The sequence below is a fragment of the Chitinophaga sp. genome (genome assembly GCF_039596135.1).
Lineage (GTDB): Bacteria > Bacteroidota > Bacteroidia > Chitinophagales > Chitinophagaceae > Chitinophaga.
In genome coordinates this window covers 20159-38631 of the sequence record NZ_JBCNKH010000043.1, presented here as the reverse complement: position 1 = coordinate 38631, position 18473 = coordinate 20159, and the positions used below count along the sequence as shown (strand labels likewise).

11 protein-coding genes are annotated in these 18473 nt (G+C 43.1%); all 11 read left to right on the top strand.

The window, feature by feature from the left end; translation table 11 throughout:
• Positions 1 to 15: 15 nt before the first annotated feature.
• On the top strand, positions 16 to 1182 hold the full coding sequence (locus ABDW16_RS21735; protein ID WP_343672657.1) for a glycosyltransferase family 4 protein: 1167 nt from the start codon (positions 16 to 18) through the stop codon (positions 1180 to 1182).
• A gap of 28 nt (positions 1183 to 1210) precedes the next feature.
• A complete protein-coding gene (locus tag ABDW16_RS21730; RefSeq protein ID WP_343672655.1) occupies positions 1211 to 3358 on the top strand; it encodes a discoidin domain-containing protein in 2148 nt (715 codons plus the stop codon).
• A 16-nt stretch (positions 3359 to 3374) separates the two neighbouring features.
• A complete protein-coding gene (locus tag ABDW16_RS21725; protein WP_343672653.1) occupies positions 3375 to 3989 on the top strand; it encodes a sugar transferase in 615 nt (204 codons plus the stop codon).
• Positions 3990 to 4001: 12 nt separating this feature from the next.
• A complete protein-coding gene (locus ABDW16_RS21720) occupies positions 4002 to 4601 on the top strand; it encodes an acetyltransferase (protein WP_343672651.1) in 600 nt (199 codons plus the stop codon).
• Between the two features lie 15 nt (positions 4602 to 4616).
• Positions 4617 to 5747 (top strand): DegT/DnrJ/EryC1/StrS family aminotransferase, encoded by a 1131-nt coding sequence (locus tag ABDW16_RS21715; RefSeq protein WP_343672649.1) that lies wholly within the window; start codon positions 4617 to 4619, stop codon positions 5745 to 5747.
• A 227-nt stretch (positions 5748 to 5974) separates the two neighbouring features.
• Positions 5975 to 7567, top strand: a complete 1593-nt coding sequence (locus tag ABDW16_RS21710) for a gliding motility-associated C-terminal domain-containing protein (RefSeq protein WP_343672647.1) — start codon at positions 5975 to 5977, stop codon at positions 7565 to 7567.
• Positions 7568 to 8031: 464 nt separating this feature from the next.
• Positions 8032 to 9216: a hypothetical protein gene (locus ABDW16_RS21705; protein WP_343672646.1), complete on the top strand. Its 1185-nt coding sequence runs from the start codon at positions 8032 to 8034 to the stop codon at positions 9214 to 9216.
• Position 9217: 1 nt separating this feature from the next.
• Positions 9218 to 10384, top strand: coding sequence for a hypothetical protein (locus ABDW16_RS21700; protein WP_343672644.1), 1167 nt, complete (start codon positions 9218 to 9220; stop codon positions 10382 to 10384).
• A 20-nt stretch (positions 10385 to 10404) separates the two neighbouring features.
• Complete coding sequence (locus ABDW16_RS21695) at positions 10405 to 13614, top strand: hypothetical protein (protein ID WP_343672643.1); 3210 nt, start codon at positions 10405 to 10407, stop codon at positions 13612 to 13614.
• 9 nt (positions 13615 to 13623) lie between these two features.
• Positions 13624 to 18045, top strand: coding sequence for a DUF6443 domain-containing protein (locus ABDW16_RS21690; protein WP_343672642.1), 4422 nt, complete (start codon positions 13624 to 13626; stop codon positions 18043 to 18045).
• A 21-nt stretch (positions 18046 to 18066) separates the two neighbouring features.
• A complete protein-coding gene (locus ABDW16_RS21685) occupies positions 18067 to 18435 on the top strand; it encodes a hypothetical protein (RefSeq protein WP_343672641.1) in 369 nt (122 codons plus the stop codon).
• Positions 18436 to 18473: the final 38 nt, after the last annotated feature.

Here is an 18473-nt window from a genome sequence, read left to right as displayed (position 1 = left end):
TTTGCAATTCCATCCATGTCCGGGGGAACACGCTCCTATGACCTGACGAAAAAATTTCTTGAACAGGGACACCAGGTGATCATGATCACAACAAGTGCCTTTCTGAAGGGATTTGAACTTACCGGCACCTGGACTATTTTCAATTATGAAGGGATAGAATTGCATGTATTAAAGCAGGAATATAGTAACAAATTGAGTTTTGCAAAACGTATCCTTGCCTTCCTGCAGTTTTTCCTATATGCATCCGGTAGAGTATTGAAGGTAAAAGGAGATATGGTCATTGCCACCTCTACTCCTATAAGTATTGCGGTACCCGCATTGGTAAAAAAAATGTTTCATCGTACCCCTTTCATTTTTGAGGCCAGGGATGTTTGGCCGGAAGTACCAGTTGCTATGGGTATTATTAAAAACCGGCAATTGATCAGGGTACTGAATTCATTTGAAAAATATATTTACCGCAAGGCAACTCATATAGTAGTGCTTTCGGAAGACATGAAACACTCTATTGTTAGCAGAACGGGAACCAATAGTAATAAAATTACAGTTATATATAATATATCAGAGATAAAGCGATTTTCCACCGTGCCCGAAAATACGTCAATCGTGACAATGTATACTCAATCAAATAAGGTGGTGCTCTATGCAGGAACACTGGGCATGGTGAATGGCATCAGGTATCTGATCGATCTGGCAGCAGAAACCGCTCAGATTGATCCTGAGGTCGTATTCCTTGTATTGGGGGATGGTATGGAAAAACCAGAATTGCTTCGATACGCAGCGGAGAGGCTGGTCCTGGACAGGCAGGTTTTCTTCCTGGACCCAATACCTAAAAATATGTTGCCAATATTGTATGCTGAAAGCACAATTGGCAGTTCTTTTGTTATACCTGTCAGAGAACTGTGGGCAAATTCGGCCAATAAGTTCTTTGATTGCCTGGCCGCAGGCCGGCCCATCCTGATCAACTATGGCGGCTGGCAGGCTACCGTAATTCAGGAAAAAGGAGTAGGAATAGTATTGTCTCCGACAATGACCATTAAAGAGGCTGCTACAGCATTGTCCAATTATCTTAACGATCATTCAACCCTTGCGAAACATAGTGAAAATGCAATTAAACTGGCCAAAGAACAGTATTCCCTGGAAATTGCTGCAGCAAAATACCAGGATGTTATTATGGCCTGTTAGTATTAATGACATTCAAAAATTCAAAAGGATGAACCGGACAAAAGTATTTTTCTGTTTTTTTTCAATATTCATGATGATCGTTGGCGCTTGTAATGTTGCTAACGGACAGAAAGATCTGGCTTTGAACAGGCCGTATACACTGAGTGTGGCCCCTAACTATGCGAACACAGCCCCCGGGAATGATAAGAGTGTGTTGACAGATGGTATTTTTACTTCAGGATATTTCTGGAATAGTAAACAAACAGCTGGTTGGCAAAAGGTTAACAGGGTTGACATTGAGATCGATTTGGGAAAGTCACTTGATTTTGACCAGGTAACATTTAATACCGCCAGGAGGCAACAGGCGAGTGTGTATTATCCTACTAATGTGTTTGTATTTGTATCGGATGATAAATCTGCTTATAAATATGTTGGTGATGTGATAGCAAATGGGGATAATGGCCCGGGAGATTATAAGGTACAGAATTTTCAGTTGAACGCAGGTCTGGTACGTGCACGCTATGTTAAACTGGTAGCAATTGTACAAGGTTTATTATTATTCTGTGATGAAATACAGATCTTCAAAACCGGAAGTGGTGCTTCCCCTAAAATGACCTTCAGCAGTAAGCCGCTGGAAGACCAGGTGAATGAACTGCTGCACAAGGATGTTTCCAATAAGGTTGATATGGCGAGGAACCTGCAATATCAGTCGGCAGTAGGACCGATAGGAAGTAACAATAAAATGGCATCCGGTGTTGCTTTTGCAAGTCAGCTAAGACAGCAGTTGGGAACTGACTTTACCGTAAATTTCTTCAATGCATGGGATGAGATGAGTGCTGTTTATAAACCAGTCAAACGTACTTCAGATAATGTTAATGTTAAAACTGTGATTAATGGGCATTCCTTTGTAGGGTTTATTGTGACCAATCTGAGTCAGGGAAAAGCAAATTATACAATTGATGTGAGCGACGCTCAGCGCGTAAATACGCTCACATTGTATACAGTACCATTCCTGACCTCTCACATGAATTACCAACAGACCGCTGATCCGCTACAGGTTGCTGATAAACAATTGACTTTAGATGCAGGTGAATCAAGGTTATTCCTGGCTGAAGTGAAAGGAAAGGAAGCTGGAAGCGGAAAGAATAGTATAGTAGTGAGTAACGGTAAGACAAATCAAACAATATCGATCAATGTATCAGTAACCAATCTCAGGTTCGATGAAGGTAAGTTTGCGCTGAATGCGAATGTATGGGCTTATTTGTATTATCCTATGCTGAATACAAGAAAGCCCGCAGCTGTGAAGGATTTATATGAACATCACATCAATACAGCTGTAATTCCTCCGAATGCATTAGGTGATATGCAGCATAATAGTGGTTCCTCGCTTAGTAATTATTTATCTGCTTTTGGAAATTATAAGCCAGGAACTTTATTGCTATACATGAACTTTATCTCGCAGGAGAATTTAAATTATTGTAAAAAGAATGATTTCTTGTCAGACCAGTGGAAAGCAGACTTCAGAATATGGTATCAAAACCTGAGTAAAGTAGCCACCCAAAGCGGATGGAACATGCAAAACGTATATGTGTATCCATATGATGAGATTACCGAAAAGGATGTAGACAAGCTGATTGCATTTGCAAAATGGGCAAAGAGTGCTATTCCCGGAATCAAGTTGTATATGACGCTGGGGAAATTGTCAAAAAACACTATATCGCAGTTAAATCAGTATATGGATGTAATGCAGGTTTACGAGGATTATGTAACTACCTTATCGACAACGGCAGATAAATCCTGGGTATATAATACAAAAGGGAATGCCGAGTTGCTAAGCCCTTACAATTATTACCGCCTGATGTCCTGGAAGGCTTTCGCAAACGGGTATAAGGGCGTTGGATTCTGGGCTTATGCCGATTCAAAGGATGCAAGTTTTAATAATATCCTGAAGACACGCTATTTTGCGGCATCTACCAACTACGCCGCCGTATACGTTGATGGTGACAATATCGTATCATCCCGCCGCTGGGAGGGTTTTATGATGGGAATAGAAGATTATGAACTGCTGCAATTGTATGCAAAGAAAGTAGGGACCGCAAAGGCAAAAGCACTGGCAGCATCTGTAGTAGGTACACCCGGCGATGCCTCACAGGCAGATGCGGCGAGAGATAAAATGATTACAGCCTTATCAGAGTAAAAATATATCAATAGTAATGGCCGACAAATTTTATAGTGTATATGTTAAGCGATTGATAGATTTTGTAGTAGCGATCATCGCTTTCATAGTATTATTTCCCGTATTTATCGTCATGGCCATCCTGCTGGCCATCTTCAATAGAGGTACTCCCTTTTTCTTCCAGCAGCGTCCTGGAAAAAACGGGAAAATCTTTCATGTGGTGAAGTACAAGACCATGAATGATAAGAAAGACGCCGCGGGGAATTTACTGTCGGATGCAGAGCGGCTAACTCCTGTAGGAAAATTTGTAAGAAAAACTTCGCTGGACGAGTTACCCCAGCTTCTTAATGTGATAACAGGAGATATGAGCCTGATAGGGCCCCGTCCCCTGTTGCCTGAATACCTGCCACTATATAATGCAGAACAGGCCAGGAGACATAACGTAAGACCTGGCATTACTGGCTGGGCCCAGGTGAACGGCCGGAATGCCATCAGCTGGCAACAGAAATTTGCTTACGACGTTTATTATGTAGACCATATCAGTGCCGGTTTAGATTTGAAGATTCTATACCTGACCTTTGCCAAAGTGGCGAAGTCGGAGGGAATCAATGCCGCCAATGTCGCTACGGCAGAAAAATTCACAGGCAATTAAAATGTAAAACAAATGATTTATTTGTACGGGGCCAGTGGTCATGCCAAAGTAATCCTGGAGATCCTGGAACAACAGGGCAATAAGGTCGCTGGCCTGTTTGATGACAATCAGGCTTTACATTCCTTATGGGAATATGAAGTAAACAGGTATGCGCCTGAATGGAACAGCAAAATCACCGGGATGCTGATCGCCCTGGGAAATAATCGCGCCCGCAGGCAGATTGCAGAACAGCTGAATGTACCTTTTATCAAAGGTATTCATCCTGCAGCCACTGTATCAGGCAGAGCGGTGCTTGGCAATGGAACTGTAGTAATGGCAGGTGTTACGATCAATGCCGATGCAGTAATAGGCCGGCATTGTATTATCAATACCAATGCATCTGTAGATCACGATTGCATCCTTGAAGATTATGTAGATATTTCGCCCAATGTAGCATTATGCGGTGGCATAACAATCGGCGAAGGCACGCATATCGGTGCTGGTGCTGTGGTGAAACCCGGTATCATGATAGGCAGATGGGCTACGATAGGTGCCGGAACTGTAGTGATCAGAGATGTGCCGGATAGTGCCGTGATAGTTGGTAATCCGGGAAAAGAAATGATACGAAAATAATTTTAATCAAAAATAATGAACACAAAAATCTGGCTGTCATCTCCACATATGGGCGGAGAGGAGCTGAACTTTGTAAATGAAGCATTTGCTGCTAACTGGATTGCACCATTAGGACCTAATGTAGACGGATTTGAAGCAGAACTGTCTGGCGTTACCGGCGTAAAACACGTGGCTGCATTGTCGTCAGGCACTGCTGCATTGCACCTGGCATTGATACTCGCTGGCGTAGGCAGGGAAGATGAGGTAATCTGTCAGAGCATGACATTTTCCGCGTCGGCAAATCCTATAATGTATGTGGGGGCATTACCGGTTTTTGTGGACAGTGAAAAGGACACCTGGAATATGGATCCGGCTTTACTGGAAGAGGCGATTCTCGACAGGATTAAAAACGGTAAGAAGCCCAAAGCTATTATCGTCGTGCATCTGTACGGAATGCCTGCAATGATGGATGAAATCATCTCCATAGCCCGCAAATATGAAATTACCCTGATTGAAGACGCAGCAGAAGCTCTGGGTTCTTCTTATAAAGGAACTGCATGTGGCGCGTTTGGCGATTTTGGTATCCTGAGTTTTAATGGCAATAAAATCATTACCACCAGCGGCGGAGGGGCATTGATCAGCAACGATGAGAAAGCTATCAAACATGCCCGTTTCCTGGCTACACAGGCAAGGGATAATGCGCCGCATTACCAGCACAGTCATATAGGCTATAACTACAGAATGAGTAATATCTCCGCAGGTATTGGCCGGGGGCAGTTGAAAGTGCTGGAAGATCGCGTGTTGCAGCGCAGAGGTAATAATGCGTATTATCGGGAAACATTAGGACTATTACCAGGTATCAAATTTCTGGAAGAGGTACCCGGCTCATTCAGCAATTACTGGCTGACTACGCTGATCATTGATCCTGCCGTTAGTAAAGGTGTCACCAGGGAAAACATCAGGCTGGCGCTGGAAGCAGATAACATTGAGTCAAGGCCCTTATGGAAACCAATGCATTTACAACCTGTATTTGCAGGCGCACCAGCTTATGTAAATGGTAATTCCGAAGAACTATTCAATACCGGCTTGTGTTTACCAAGTGGTTCCAATTTAGCCCACGGGGATCTGGACCGGGTAACGAAGATTATCAGGAATTTGTTCGCTTAATTCCAGGTTCTTACAATAATAAAAGAGGGTACTTCATGATAATGGAGTCCCTCTTTTTTCGTTATAGGAAGTTAACAAGTCATTATTTTTTATTGAATTTAATATTTGATATTTTTATAATTAAAAATATAGTATATATTTAGGCTGTCATATTAAGTCCTATGAAAACCGTGTCCTTTTAATGGGGTGAATCCATTAATTGAGTGAACAATTATTTTAATTATCCTATGAAAACACTAATTCAGAGCACAGCATCTGTCTGTAAAGTGTATTGTCTATTCATTCGTGCTGTTTTTGTTTTAACCATTATTTGTTCTTTATGCAAGACCATATCAGGACAGGATATACGTATACGTAACCCGTCGCTGGAAGGGCCTGTTGGCACGGCAGTAGTGCCTGCTGAATGGCTGATCGGCAGTAAATCTCCGGATACCCAGCCCGGTTTCCTTGGGGTGGATAAACCTGCATCAGACGGGAATACCTATGTAGGTGCCATGCATGGAAACACCTGGGATGAAACATATGGCCAGAAGCTCACAACACCCTTGAAAGCAGGCAAAATTTACACACTCAGTTTTGACATCGCCTGTCCTGCATTTTATTTTACAAAAATTTGCATTGGTTCACTGGGAATCTATGGTGGCAATGGTATCAACAGTAAAGACGATACATTGTGGACCTCTGGTGAGTTCCATAATACTGATTGGCAGAGAAAAGTTGTGACCATCCGCCCTAAAGTGGATTGCGATTATCTGTTATTCAGCCCTTACCTGCCTGGTACATGTGACTCCGGGATATATTCAGCAGTGCTGCTCGATAATTTATCTGCTTTTATTGATGAAGTACCACAGATAGAAGTATCTGTCAGCAATTCGTGCAGGAACTCGAACAATGGTACTGCAAAAGTGAAGGTGAAAGGAGGGGAAGGGCCTTATAAGTATCATTGGAACCCGGGTAACTATAGCGATTCTGCTGTGTCGCACCTGGCATCTGGCAAATATACCATCACGGTCACCAGTGCAAGTGGTACCAGCGCAGAAAAGGAGATCGTCATTGGCGAGTACGAAGTAAAAGCCACAGCCACCCTTGTCAACAACAGTTGTTACAATGCTGACAACGGCGCTATTTATATAACAGCATCCGGCGGAGTGTCTCCTTATGCTTTCAGCATTGACGGGGGCGCCAGTTACAGTGCTGTCTCCAGTTTTACTTCCCTGGCAGCAGGTACCTATAATGTGAAGATAAGAGATGCTGCTAATTGCAAAGTAGACCTGCGTAAATTACCTATTACAGCGCCTGATGAATTGAAGATTGAGAAGGTCACTACGAAGAATATATCCTGTAGTACAACACAAAATGGTGAAATTGAGGTAACAGTGCAGGGAGGGGTGCGTGCCTATACATATGCTATCATTGGCAGCGAAACTGTTCAGACAGATAGTGTGTTTACCCGGCTCAATGTTGGAGAATACCGGTTTCGGGTTACCGATGCTAACAATTGCATGGTGGAAGGGGACGCAAAAATATCCAGGGAATCCCAGGATTGCGCATTGTACCTGCCTACGGCTTTCAGCCCGAATGGAGATGGCAGGAATGATATATTCAGGGCAATGGTACATGATGATGTAACTGCATTTAATCTGTCAGTTTATGGAAGATGGGGGCAGTTGATATTTCATTCCGGCAACCCGGGCCAGGGGTGGGATGGCATGTATAGAGGAACGCCGATGCCCGTTGGGAATTATGTTTATGTAGTGACTTATACGGATAGCAAAGGGCAGGCAATGAAACAAACAGGGAGTCTTGTCCTGGCAAGATAGCTGAATCCTGAAAAGTAAATTGACTGATTGACGCAAAATGTAGGCATTCATGTATAATAAGGATAAGCCAGGCACCTCTCAGTGGACCTTTTGTTTTAGCTTGCGAATCATTAAAATTTTATTTGCATTTATTAAATGTTTTGGCTTATTTCGTAGTGTCAAATGCAGAGTTAACCAACTAACGTTAATCTATTTACATAAAAATTTAACCTTTTGAATTTATTGATGCCCCTATGTTTATGACATAATCCATTAATTTGGGTGAGAGCTTTATTTTAGTGTAAATGTTGGCACCGGCACTACATCGACGAGTACCTATAATTTATCTGTGAATGATATGGTCGGGACAAAAAATATACAGGTTACGCAAACCGGCCGGGCCGATTTTTTATCTCATCACCATTATGTATTCCCTTCCCCGCAGAACAGGATCAAAACCCTTGAAAAGAAAATCAAATAAGCATATGCGTTCGTTAATTTTATTCTTATCCCTTATTTTGGCAGCTGGCGCAGCCAGTGCCCAAAGCTATGACCTGGTTAACTATTACCGCGACACTGTACCTGTGAATGGCGTGAAAATCAAAACCAACCTGCCTTCCGGAACAGGAAGCTCCATGATGCCGACGATCTTTATCAAAGGTTATAGTTTCGGCACTGCGGGCACTATTAATATTACGTTGTCATTTTATTACTACAACAATACGTTCACTTTTCCGAAAGCAAGCAGCGCTGGTACCCATACTCCGCCAATTACGCTCGCGCAGGAGAACGGGAAGATTGTGATCTTCATTAACTCAAAGATCAATTACCAGCGTTTTAATGTGAGTGCATACGCCTACGGCATACAATCTGAAACAGCGGCTAACTTCAGTGGTTGGACAGCGGTAGACAGTACCCTGATCGCCACTGCCAGCAGTATCACCAGTGTACCCTATGCAAACAGGATTGAAGGCACCGCATTCTTACCAGACAGTGTAACCGTTACCCCTGATGGTAAATTGGGTATCAGTACCCTTGCTCCCAAAACCCCTCTCGAAATCAATACCATGATCCCCGATACCATGACGGCCATTGTATCCAGGCTGCCGGAAGGCAATACCTCGGGCCGGGGAACATTCCTGGGTATACATGCAGGTACCACTACAGCCAGTGGAAGTACCTCATTTTCCATTGAGCATTATTTCTATGGGCTGAAAAATACCGCCATCAATTTTGTGAGAGGGAATGCGATGCAAGGTGGCTACCTCACTTTTGCCACAAATGATGGAAGTGAGAAAATGCGGTTGGATGCCAATGGAAATGTAGGTATCGGTACTACTGCAACCAGTACATATAAGTTGGCCGTAAACGGAACCATTGGTGCGAAGAAATTACAAATCACACAAACCGGCTGGGCAGATTTCGTATTCCATAAAGATTACGAATTACCATCCTTAAATGAAGTATCAAAATACATAGATACCCATCAGCATTTACCCGGCGTGCCATCTGCACAGGAAGTAGCAGAAAAAGGTATAGATGTGGGAGAAATGAATAAGATCCTGTTGCAAAAAGTAGAAGAATTAACCTTATACCTGATTGAACTGAAGAAAACTGTAGGCGATCAGCAAGTGCAAATCAATAACCTGACAAGTCAATTAAATAAATAGTATGAAAAGCTTTTTATTTTGTTTATCCCTTGTGATCGCTTCATTTTCCCTGAAGGCACAAATTTATTCCGATAGTGTGGGTTCTTATTATAATAACTACACACTCACAAAAGGTTTAAAAATCAAAACCAACTTGCCCTTTACGAATGGTACGCATATGCCAACTATCATGCTCGAAGGTTATGTATTCGGTGCGGCTCAGATAATAGACCTGAAAATTAGCTACTATATTTATAAAGACAGGATTTATTCTTCCAATATCAGTAGTGGTGGTGGATATACACCACCTATTTATATCGCCAATGAAGATGGAAAGGTGGTATTATGGATCGATGATAAACCCTATGCGCCAAGAGTCCATATACGTGCGTTCTCTATGGGACAATCTGCAGATATATTAGCCAATTACAGGGGCTGGACCATTACAGACGACTCGCTGGCCACTACAGCCGCTACTGTTACTTCTATTGCGTATAAAAACCAGTTTAAAGGCACGGTTATTCTGGCCGATACGCTGAATGCGACGCTGACAGGCCGCCTGGCCTTAGGTTCACTGACACCGCGTGCTACCCTGGATGTGGCGACGACAATAGATGATACCACTGCCAGCGTGCTTGGCAGACAGGCGTTTGGCAATGCTACTTCCGATGGTACTTTCCTGGGGGTACGTACCTATAACAATACCAACAGTTCTCCCATGTTCGGGTTGATCCATAAGATTGCAGGCTATATGAATAGTGGTATCGTTTTTAATAAGGGAACGGGTGTAACCGGTGGCTTTATTTCTTTCCTGACAAGTAACGGTACAGAGCGTATGCGCATAGGCGCAACAGGAAATGTAAGTATCGGTACAACTGCAACCAGTACATATAAGCTGGCCGTAAACGGAACCATTGGTGCGAAGAAATTACAAATCACACAAACCGGCTGGGCAGATTTTGTATTCCATACAGATTACCAATTACCATCCCTACATGAAGTTTCAAAATACATAGATACCCATCAGCATTTGCCCGGCGTGCCATCTGCAGATGAAGTAGCAGCAAAAGGTATAGATGTAGGAGAAATGAATAAGATCTTATTGCAGAAAGTAGAAGAGCTGACCTTATACCTGATACAGCAGCAGGAAAGAATTGAAGCGTTGGAGAAGAAGGTAGAAGCGAAATAATGTATCTAAAGATGAATTTTATGAAGCGATTGAAATTTTTTCCAATTATATTGATCATTTTTATTTGTAGGACCGTACATGCCCAGGACCAGGGTGGTCTGAACCCTACAAAGTTCAATGTAATACCTCCTGCTCCTAATGTCGCTGGTATCAGCAAATATGGCAATGTACCTGTAAATTTATTCAATGGATTACCAAATGTACAGGTACCACTTGGTAATTTTTCCGTAGGCGATGAGTTTAGTTCAGAAATAACTTTGTCTTATCACGCGGGTGGAACCCGTGTAGATGAAGTGGCTTCTTTTGCAGGATTGGGATGGTCGCTGAGAGCTGGTGGTGTAATTACCCGTACCGTACGGGGGCGGCCGGATGAAAATGGATACGTTGGGCTGAACCACCAGGCACAGATTCCTCCGAATCATCCTCAAAATCCCGATGCCAACAATTTTGAACAATTCGTGCGTAGTGCGGTTGGTACAAACGATACCCAACCGGATGAGTTTTCATATAATATTGGTAACTATAGCGGCAAGTTTGTAGTAGATGCTAACAAGAATATTTACCTGATTCCATACAAGGATATCAAAATAACCTGGGTGCAGACTATAGACGGAATGTATTTTACCCTGGTAACCGAAGATGGTACAAAATACATTTTTAACAACCAGGAGTCGACTCAGAATAACCAATGTAGCGGAGATCCGGATATATATGTATCTGCATGGTACCTGAGCCAGATTATTTTGCCTAAAAGTAAACGTACTATCAATTTTGAGTACGTGGCTGATCCCGGGATCGCTATACCCAATACCAGTATGACTGAATCATGGGGACGGAACTATGGTTATACTAACAGACTGGCAGGTTGTCCAACTCCTACTATTCCGATCTTATCTACCTGTAATACCACCCGTGTACAGCAGCAGCAAAAGATCAAAAAGATAACCTACCCGGGCGGTACCGTTACATTTAATTATAGTTTCAAAAGAACTGACCTGTCTGCATTTACTACGGATATAATCTATGCATTAAGCGAAATAGTATATAGCAATGGTAATGTTACTACCGAAAAATACCTGCTGAATTACATTACTCCTGACAGGTTAAGATTATCGTCTGTAAGTACGGTCGATCCCTCAAATAATGTAATTAATTCCTATAACTTTTCATATAATTCTACAAAACTACCTGCTGTAAATTCTTATGCTAAAGACCATTGGGGATATTACAACGGCGCCAGCAATACTACTTTGTTGCCTGCTATGCCTGGTTATTCCGGCGCAGACAGGGAGGCAAATATTCAATATACGCAGGCTGGCATTTTGCAGACGATCACATACCCTACAGGAGGAACTACCACTTTTGAATATGAAGGCAACAGCTACAGCCATTATGGAACCTCCGCTGTAGTGGCGGATCCTGTATATGGATCAGCAAGTGTATATAAATCAATTCATACCGGGGTGTCAGGCAGTACAACTTATCCATCCTATATCAAAGATAGCCTGACCATCAACCTGAATGTTGACCAGTACCTGGATTTTGAACTTTCATTGACGTCCTGTTGTGGTAATTTTTCCCATTGTTATATTACAAATGTAACTACTGGCGATACTGTCACTCCCGCAAATGGCCACAGCTATATATACCTCGACAGCGGACAGTATAGAATAATCATGGAAGCTTCTCATGAAGAGCCTACAGTGAGTGACGAGAAGGTGACGGTAAATGCAAAATATCAGACCTTGACAGGTACTACAGGAATAGCTGCTGGTGGCGGTTTACGATTAAAAAAAATGACCACCTATGATGGGATCAGTCATGACAGGGATATTATTAAAACCTATACGTATCAGTTTCCCGGCGATACCGTTTCTTCAAGCGGATATTTAACAAACCGGCCTAATTACAAATATTCATTCACCTCCATGCGGCCGGTTACCTATGGGGTCGGAGAAAGATTTGCCTTTCCCTGCGACGTCTGGATCAGGACCTCAGCAGCAGGCAATGAGATAGAGTCAGCAGAGGGTAGTGTCGTCTATAAAACCGTGCTTGAAACCGATAACCAAAATGGAAGTACCCGGTATGTGTATGAATTTATGAACAATTCCAGCGGCGTGGGCAGCTATCCCTTTGGCCCGTCCACAAATGTCTATCCTGAAAAAGGTTCTTTAAAAGAACAATACATTTTCTCAAATACAGGACAGCTGCTAAGTAAGACAATCAATACCTATACAACCTTTGCTAAAGGGTCTATTGAGGGCTGGAAAGCTGCATACAGCAAAAAAGATGATTTGTATCCTACATATGCGGAAGAAGGATTTGTAAACAACTATTATCAATACATCAGTAACGGCACACTGTTGAGTAGTTCTGTTAAAACTGAATACGCAGGAACTGATTCCCTGATCACTGAGACTGATTATGTTTATGATAATATGAACCATATCCTGCCTACCCGTATTCACAATACAAATTCCCAGGGCAATGATATCTGGACATTCAGAAAATATCCCACTGATTTTGCTGTACCTACCGGTACATTAACCTCCGGTGCACAGGCCTTAAAACAGATGCAGGATAGCAATATGCATAACGTTCCCCTGGAACAATATGAACAGCAGATCAAACAGGGCGTTACCACCACGTTAGGTGCTCAATATGTGAGATACAAGGTATTACCTGCTACCTCTGCAACAATGGTCGTGATGGATACCGCATTCAGACTGAAAACAGCCGCACCGCTCACCAGCTTTACCCCAGCTGCCGTATCAAATGGAACCGTGAAAGCAGATGCAAACTATGAGGCAACGATCAGCTTTAAAACATACGACAGCACAGGCAACATCCGCGAACAACAAGCAATATATGGGGTGAAAGAGGCCTATATATGGGGATATAACAATCTATACCCTGTGGCCAGAATCGTGGGCACATCTTATGATACCGCTGTGAGCTACGTCAACATGAACGTAATCCGTAATCCCTCCAGTGACGAAGCCCTGCGCACTGAACTGAATAAAATCAGGACAGGGTTAGCTGCTGCCAACGTATTGGTGAGTACCTATACCGTGAACCCGGAAGTAGGTGTGACAAGCGAAACAGATCCTTCCGGCAAGACCATTTACTATGAATACGATGCGATTGGAAGACTGAAAGTGATCAAAGATCTGAATGGTAAGATACTGAAGCAGTTCTCTTACCAGTATGTCCAACCTATCAACCAATAACATAAACCTATGAGAAAAATTAGTATATGCCTTTTTCTGCTGGTAGGTAAAATTGGATATGCTCAAAATGTGCCGCTATCCAGTGCACGTCCAACAGCAACACCGGTAACAGTACCATCAGCTTACGGTAATATCAATATAAATTATGTAAGGACATGGGAGCCATCCATGCCTACGGCAGATACCGCAGTGGTGAATGCAACAACCCGTACCGTAGCTGAGGTGAAAATGAGTACCGAATATATGGATGGCCTGGGCAGAACCCTTCAAAAGGTAAATAAAGGAATAAGCCCCCGGGGGAATGATGTAATAGCTCCTGTAACATACGATGCATATGGCAGGGAACAATATTCCTATCTTCCTTATACAGGAACTGCAGGCGATGGTAGTTTTAAAACTGATCCTTTTAATAGTCAAAAAACTTTCTACCAGGACGTAACTATCAATCCCGGTGCCGCCGGAGAAACTGTCTACTACGGACAGACAATCTTCGAAGCGTCTCCGCTGAACAGGGTACTGAAAACTTATGCGCCGGGAAACAGCTGGGCAAAAGAAGGTGGCAATAAACCTGTAGAAAATCAGTACCTGGTTAATAATGGCACGGACTCCGTCGTGATTTGGTCAATCAGTGGCGGCATTCCCACCAGGACCGGCTATTATACCGCAGGTACCCTGTATAAAAATGTGGTAATCGACGAAGCTGGTAATAAAACCGTTTCTTTTACAGACAAAGACAAGCATGTCATGCTGAAAAGAACCCAGCAGGCAACTACGCCAGGCACCGCGCATGTAGGTTGGCTAAACACCTACTATGTATATGATGACCTGGACAACCTGGTGGCAGTGCTCCCGCCGCTTGCAGTAGAATATGCGATGGCGGCTACCTGGAGCGTGAGCGCTATCCTGAACGAATTGTGCTTCCAATATCAGTATGATGAACGGAAACGCATGATCTCAAAACGGGTACCCGGCGCCGGTGCTGTTTATATGGTCTATGATGTAAGAGACAGACTGGTATTCACGCAGGATTCAGTACAACGTACCGCTTCGCCGCAGCAATGGTTAGCCACTTTCTATGATAACCTGGACAGGCAGGTGATGACCGCTATTTACAATGCCACCACTACGAGGGCGGCTTTACAGGCAAGCATGAATACCGCGACGGCAACTGCCACTCAAAGTATTGCGAATAGTTTCCCACTGGTACCAGACCTGGTATTGAATGAGTATGACGGTAGCAGTGAATACAAAGCCAGTAATTCTATCATACTAACAACCGGCTTTAATACGGGTGATGGCGCCGAAATGGATACCTACCTGGACACTACAACTGCTGGTAGTACCATCACGGTAGAAACAACTAATTCGTTGCCATCAATCAATACCGCTGCACTGACGCCATTAACATATACTTTTTACGATAATTATAATTTCAATGGTAAACTGGCCTATGTAAGCAGCGATTTCAGTAAGCCCGAAGCAGGCAGTAATCCTTATCCGGAAACATTGTCATCGGTGCCTTCCGGCAATACAAAAGGCATGGTGACCGGTGGTAAAGTCCGCGTATTAGGTACCAACCAGTGGCTGACCACTACCAATTATTACAATGACAAGGGACGCATGATCCAGGTGGTGTCTGACAATCACGCAGGCGGTAAAGATGTCCTGACTACCCTGTATGATTTCAATGGTAAAATACTCAGTACCTATCTGCGCCATAAAAACCCGCTAAGCAATGCAACCGCACAGACAACACTGTTAACCGTTATGACATATGATAATGGCGGCAGGTTAGTCAGCACCTTGAAACGTATCAATGACAATACCGCAAATGATAAAATAATCGCAGCCAATACCTATTATGAACTGGGCCAGTTACAACGTAAGCGGCTCAATGCGGCAGGTAGCAGCCAGCTTGACTCATTGACCTATCATTATAATATCCGTGGATGGATAGCCGGTATTAACAAGGCCTATGTCAATTCAACCAGTACTACAAACTGGTTTGGTGAAGAAGTGGCCTATGATAATGGATTTACAGCTAACCAGATCAATGGTAACATTGCAGGCGTAAAATGGAAGAGCCAGTCAAATGGCATCCCGCGATCATACGGGTTTAGTTTTGATAAGGTGAACCGCCTTACCCAGGCCGACTTTACCCAACAAAATACCCCTGGCGATACCTGGAAAGCTGATAAAATGAACTTCACTGTAAAATACATGACCTATGATGCAAATGGTAATATCAATAGTATGCACCAGGAAGGTATGGACGGCATTAAACTAATTAATGTCGATCAATTGAAGTATACCTACCAGGGGGGAACTAACAAACTGATCGCAGTTAAAGATACAGCGGTTACCACTGGTGCAAAGCTGGGTGATTTTACTGACGGAAGTAATATTACGAATGAGTATGTATACGACGGAAACGGAAATATCATCTCAGATGCAAACAGGGGAATATCCAGTATTACCTATAACCTCCTGAATCTTCCGGCTACTGTAGTCGTTACAGGCAAAGGCACTGTTACCTATCTGTATGATGCAGCCGGAACTAAGTTGAAGAAAACCGTGGTGGATAATACAAGCAGCCCTGCCAGAACAATTGTTACAGATTATCTGGGTGGTTTTGTTTACCAACAGGATACGCTGCAATATCTTTCTCACGAAGAGGGGCGGATCAGGCCATTGTATGCTACAGACAAACCAGTGAATTTCACCTATGACTATTTTGAAAAGGATCACCTGGACAATATAAGAATAGTGCTGGGCACAAAATCTGATACAGCCGTATATGCTGCCACCATGGAGACGGCTACAGGTGCTACTGAAAATGCGTTGTTCAGTAACATCGATAATACAAGAACGGCCAAACCGGTTGGTTACCCCGAAGATAACACGACCAGTCCGAACGATTATGTAGCAAAGCTGAATGGGGTGAATGGACAGAAGATCGGTCCTTCTTTGGTATTACGTGTAATGGCCGGAGATACAATAGCGATTGTAAGTAAAGCATTTTATAAAGACGCAGGTGCAAGTACTTCTCAGAATTCCTCTCAGAATATGCTGAGTGCTATATTACAGGCATTTTCGGGCAGCGGGGTGAGCGATGGTAGCCATGGAAGTACAGGTACCAATTCTCCTATCTCATCTTTGACAACTGACATCTACGATGCATTAAAGAACAAGGATGCGACCCAGAATGTTACCACGCAGCCGAAAGCTTACCTGAATTATGCTGCGTTTGATGACCAGTTTAACCTGGTAGATGATAATAGCGGCGTAAGGCAGGTAAAAGGAGAGACGAATGTATTACTCCAGCTGGAAGTGCCAAAAATGGTGATCAAAAAAACCGGGTTCATCTACATTTATGAGTCCAATGAGAGTGGTCAGGATGTGTATTTTGATAACCTGGTGGTGGTGCATAATGCAGGGCCATTATTAGAAGAGACGCATTATTATCCTTATGGCCTCACGATGGCAGCAATAAGTAGTAAGGCCCTGAAAGGAGTTGCTTATGCAGAAAACTATCACAGGTATAATGCGAATGAGCTGCAAAAGGCCGAGTTTAGCGACGGAAGTGGCCTGGAATGGTATGACTTTAATGCCAGAGTTTATGACCAGCAATTAGGACGTTTTAGCCAGATAGATCCTAAAATTGAAGAAGGGGAGCAGGAACAGGGTAGTCCATACCAATTTGCAAAAAACAATCCGGCTAAGTATAATGACCCCGATGGAAAATGCCCTGCGTGTTTGGCTATAGCCGGCAGAGTTGTAGCGGGTGCTGTGGCAGGTGCAGTAATGGATTATAGCGCGCAGGTGGTTGCTAACAAGATGAAAGGGTATTCCCTTGGCGAATCCTTTACTCATGATATTAGCTTAAAATCCATTACGATTGCTGCAGGGTCGGGTGCTATTTCGGGAGGGCTTTCATCTATTAAATCAACGACCGCTGCCGGCAAATATTTAATGAAAGCTGTAGGGGTTGCAATAAGTGCAGCAGAATCGGTAGTGAGACAAGTATATGACCCGGAAAAACCAAATGAACCGGTATCGGTAGGGCAGGTAGTGATCGATGCATCAGTGAATTTGGTAGTAAGTGAAGTTTCCGACAGGGCGAATATTTACGGTGATAATTCAGTTGCAAGAACTGCAAGGCAGCTTGACCGGGCAGAAAGAGTATTAGCAGGCAATACTGCCAGGGCATCAAGGCAAAATGCAGTTAACGCATTAAAAGGAGAATTGAAGACTAAAAAAGTTGCCAATACTGTTGCTAACTCAGCGACTAGCGTTGTTATGAGTGCTGGTGCAGCTGTGGCCCAGGAGAAAATAGAAGGAATGAGTGAAGCTAATTCTCCGGTGGCAAATGAAAACCATGGAACAAATCAGGTAAAATCCATTAACTTTACAAGAATGCCAGGTTTATAAGATATGAAATTTATTTTTTGGATGGTTTTAGCCATTTACGTTTATGGATTTGTATACCTTATGCTACAATTCCCCGATATAAAAATTGCCAGGGAAGGTAAGGTTGTTCAAATGAAAATCACAGAGATCTCCGGACATTGTATCACTACAAAGGCCAAATATTACATGAAGCTGAGCTATCAGGGGCGAATTTTTGATAAACAGATCGGGGTGAGATTTTGTGAAGACCATGCTGTAGGAGATCTCATCAATATGAGATACCTGGAAGGGTATGATAAACTCTTATTCCCCACGGATGACGGCAAGAGTGAATTTTGGAGCGGGATCGGTCTTGGTGTACTTGGACTTGTTGCTATAATTTATTTTTTCAAATTCAAAGTAGGAGTTTAAACATCTTAATTCAAAAAAAGGTTGTCTCCGCCAGGAGA

Bases quoted from the DNA above. Each gene is read 5' to 3' on its own strand.
- ABDW16_RS21735 (WP_343672657.1), top strand. From the start codon at position 16: ATGTCCGGGGGAACACGCTCCTATGACCTGACGAAAAAATTTCTTGAA.
- ABDW16_RS21730 (WP_343672655.1), top strand. From the start codon at position 1,211: ATGAACCGGACAAAAGTATTTTTCTGTTTTTTTTCAATATTCATGATG.
- ABDW16_RS21725 (WP_343672653.1), top strand. From the start codon at position 3,375: ATGGCCGACAAATTTTATAGTGTATATGTTAAGCGATTGATAGATTTT.
- ABDW16_RS21720 (WP_343672651.1), top strand. From the start codon at position 4,002: ATGATTTATTTGTACGGGGCCAGTGGTCATGCCAAAGTAATCCTGGAG.
- ABDW16_RS21715 (WP_343672649.1), top strand. From the start codon at position 4,617: ATGAACACAAAAATCTGGCTGTCATCTCCACATATGGGCGGAGAGGAG.
- ABDW16_RS21710 (WP_343672647.1), top strand. From the start codon at position 5,975: ATGAAAACACTAATTCAGAGCACAGCATCTGTCTGTAAAGTGTATTGT.
- ABDW16_RS21705 (WP_343672646.1), top strand. From the start codon at position 8,032: ATGCGTTCGTTAATTTTATTCTTATCCCTTATTTTGGCAGCTGGCGCA.
- ABDW16_RS21700 (WP_343672644.1), top strand. From the start codon at position 9,218: ATGAAAAGCTTTTTATTTTGTTTATCCCTTGTGATCGCTTCATTTTCC.
- ABDW16_RS21695 (WP_343672643.1), top strand. From the start codon at position 10,405: ATGAAGCGATTGAAATTTTTTCCAATTATATTGATCATTTTTATTTGT.
- ABDW16_RS21690 (WP_343672642.1), top strand. From the start codon at position 13,624: ATGAGAAAAATTAGTATATGCCTTTTTCTGCTGGTAGGTAAAATTGGA.
- ABDW16_RS21685 (WP_343672641.1), top strand. From the start codon at position 18,067: ATGGTTTTAGCCATTTACGTTTATGGATTTGTATACCTTATGCTACAA.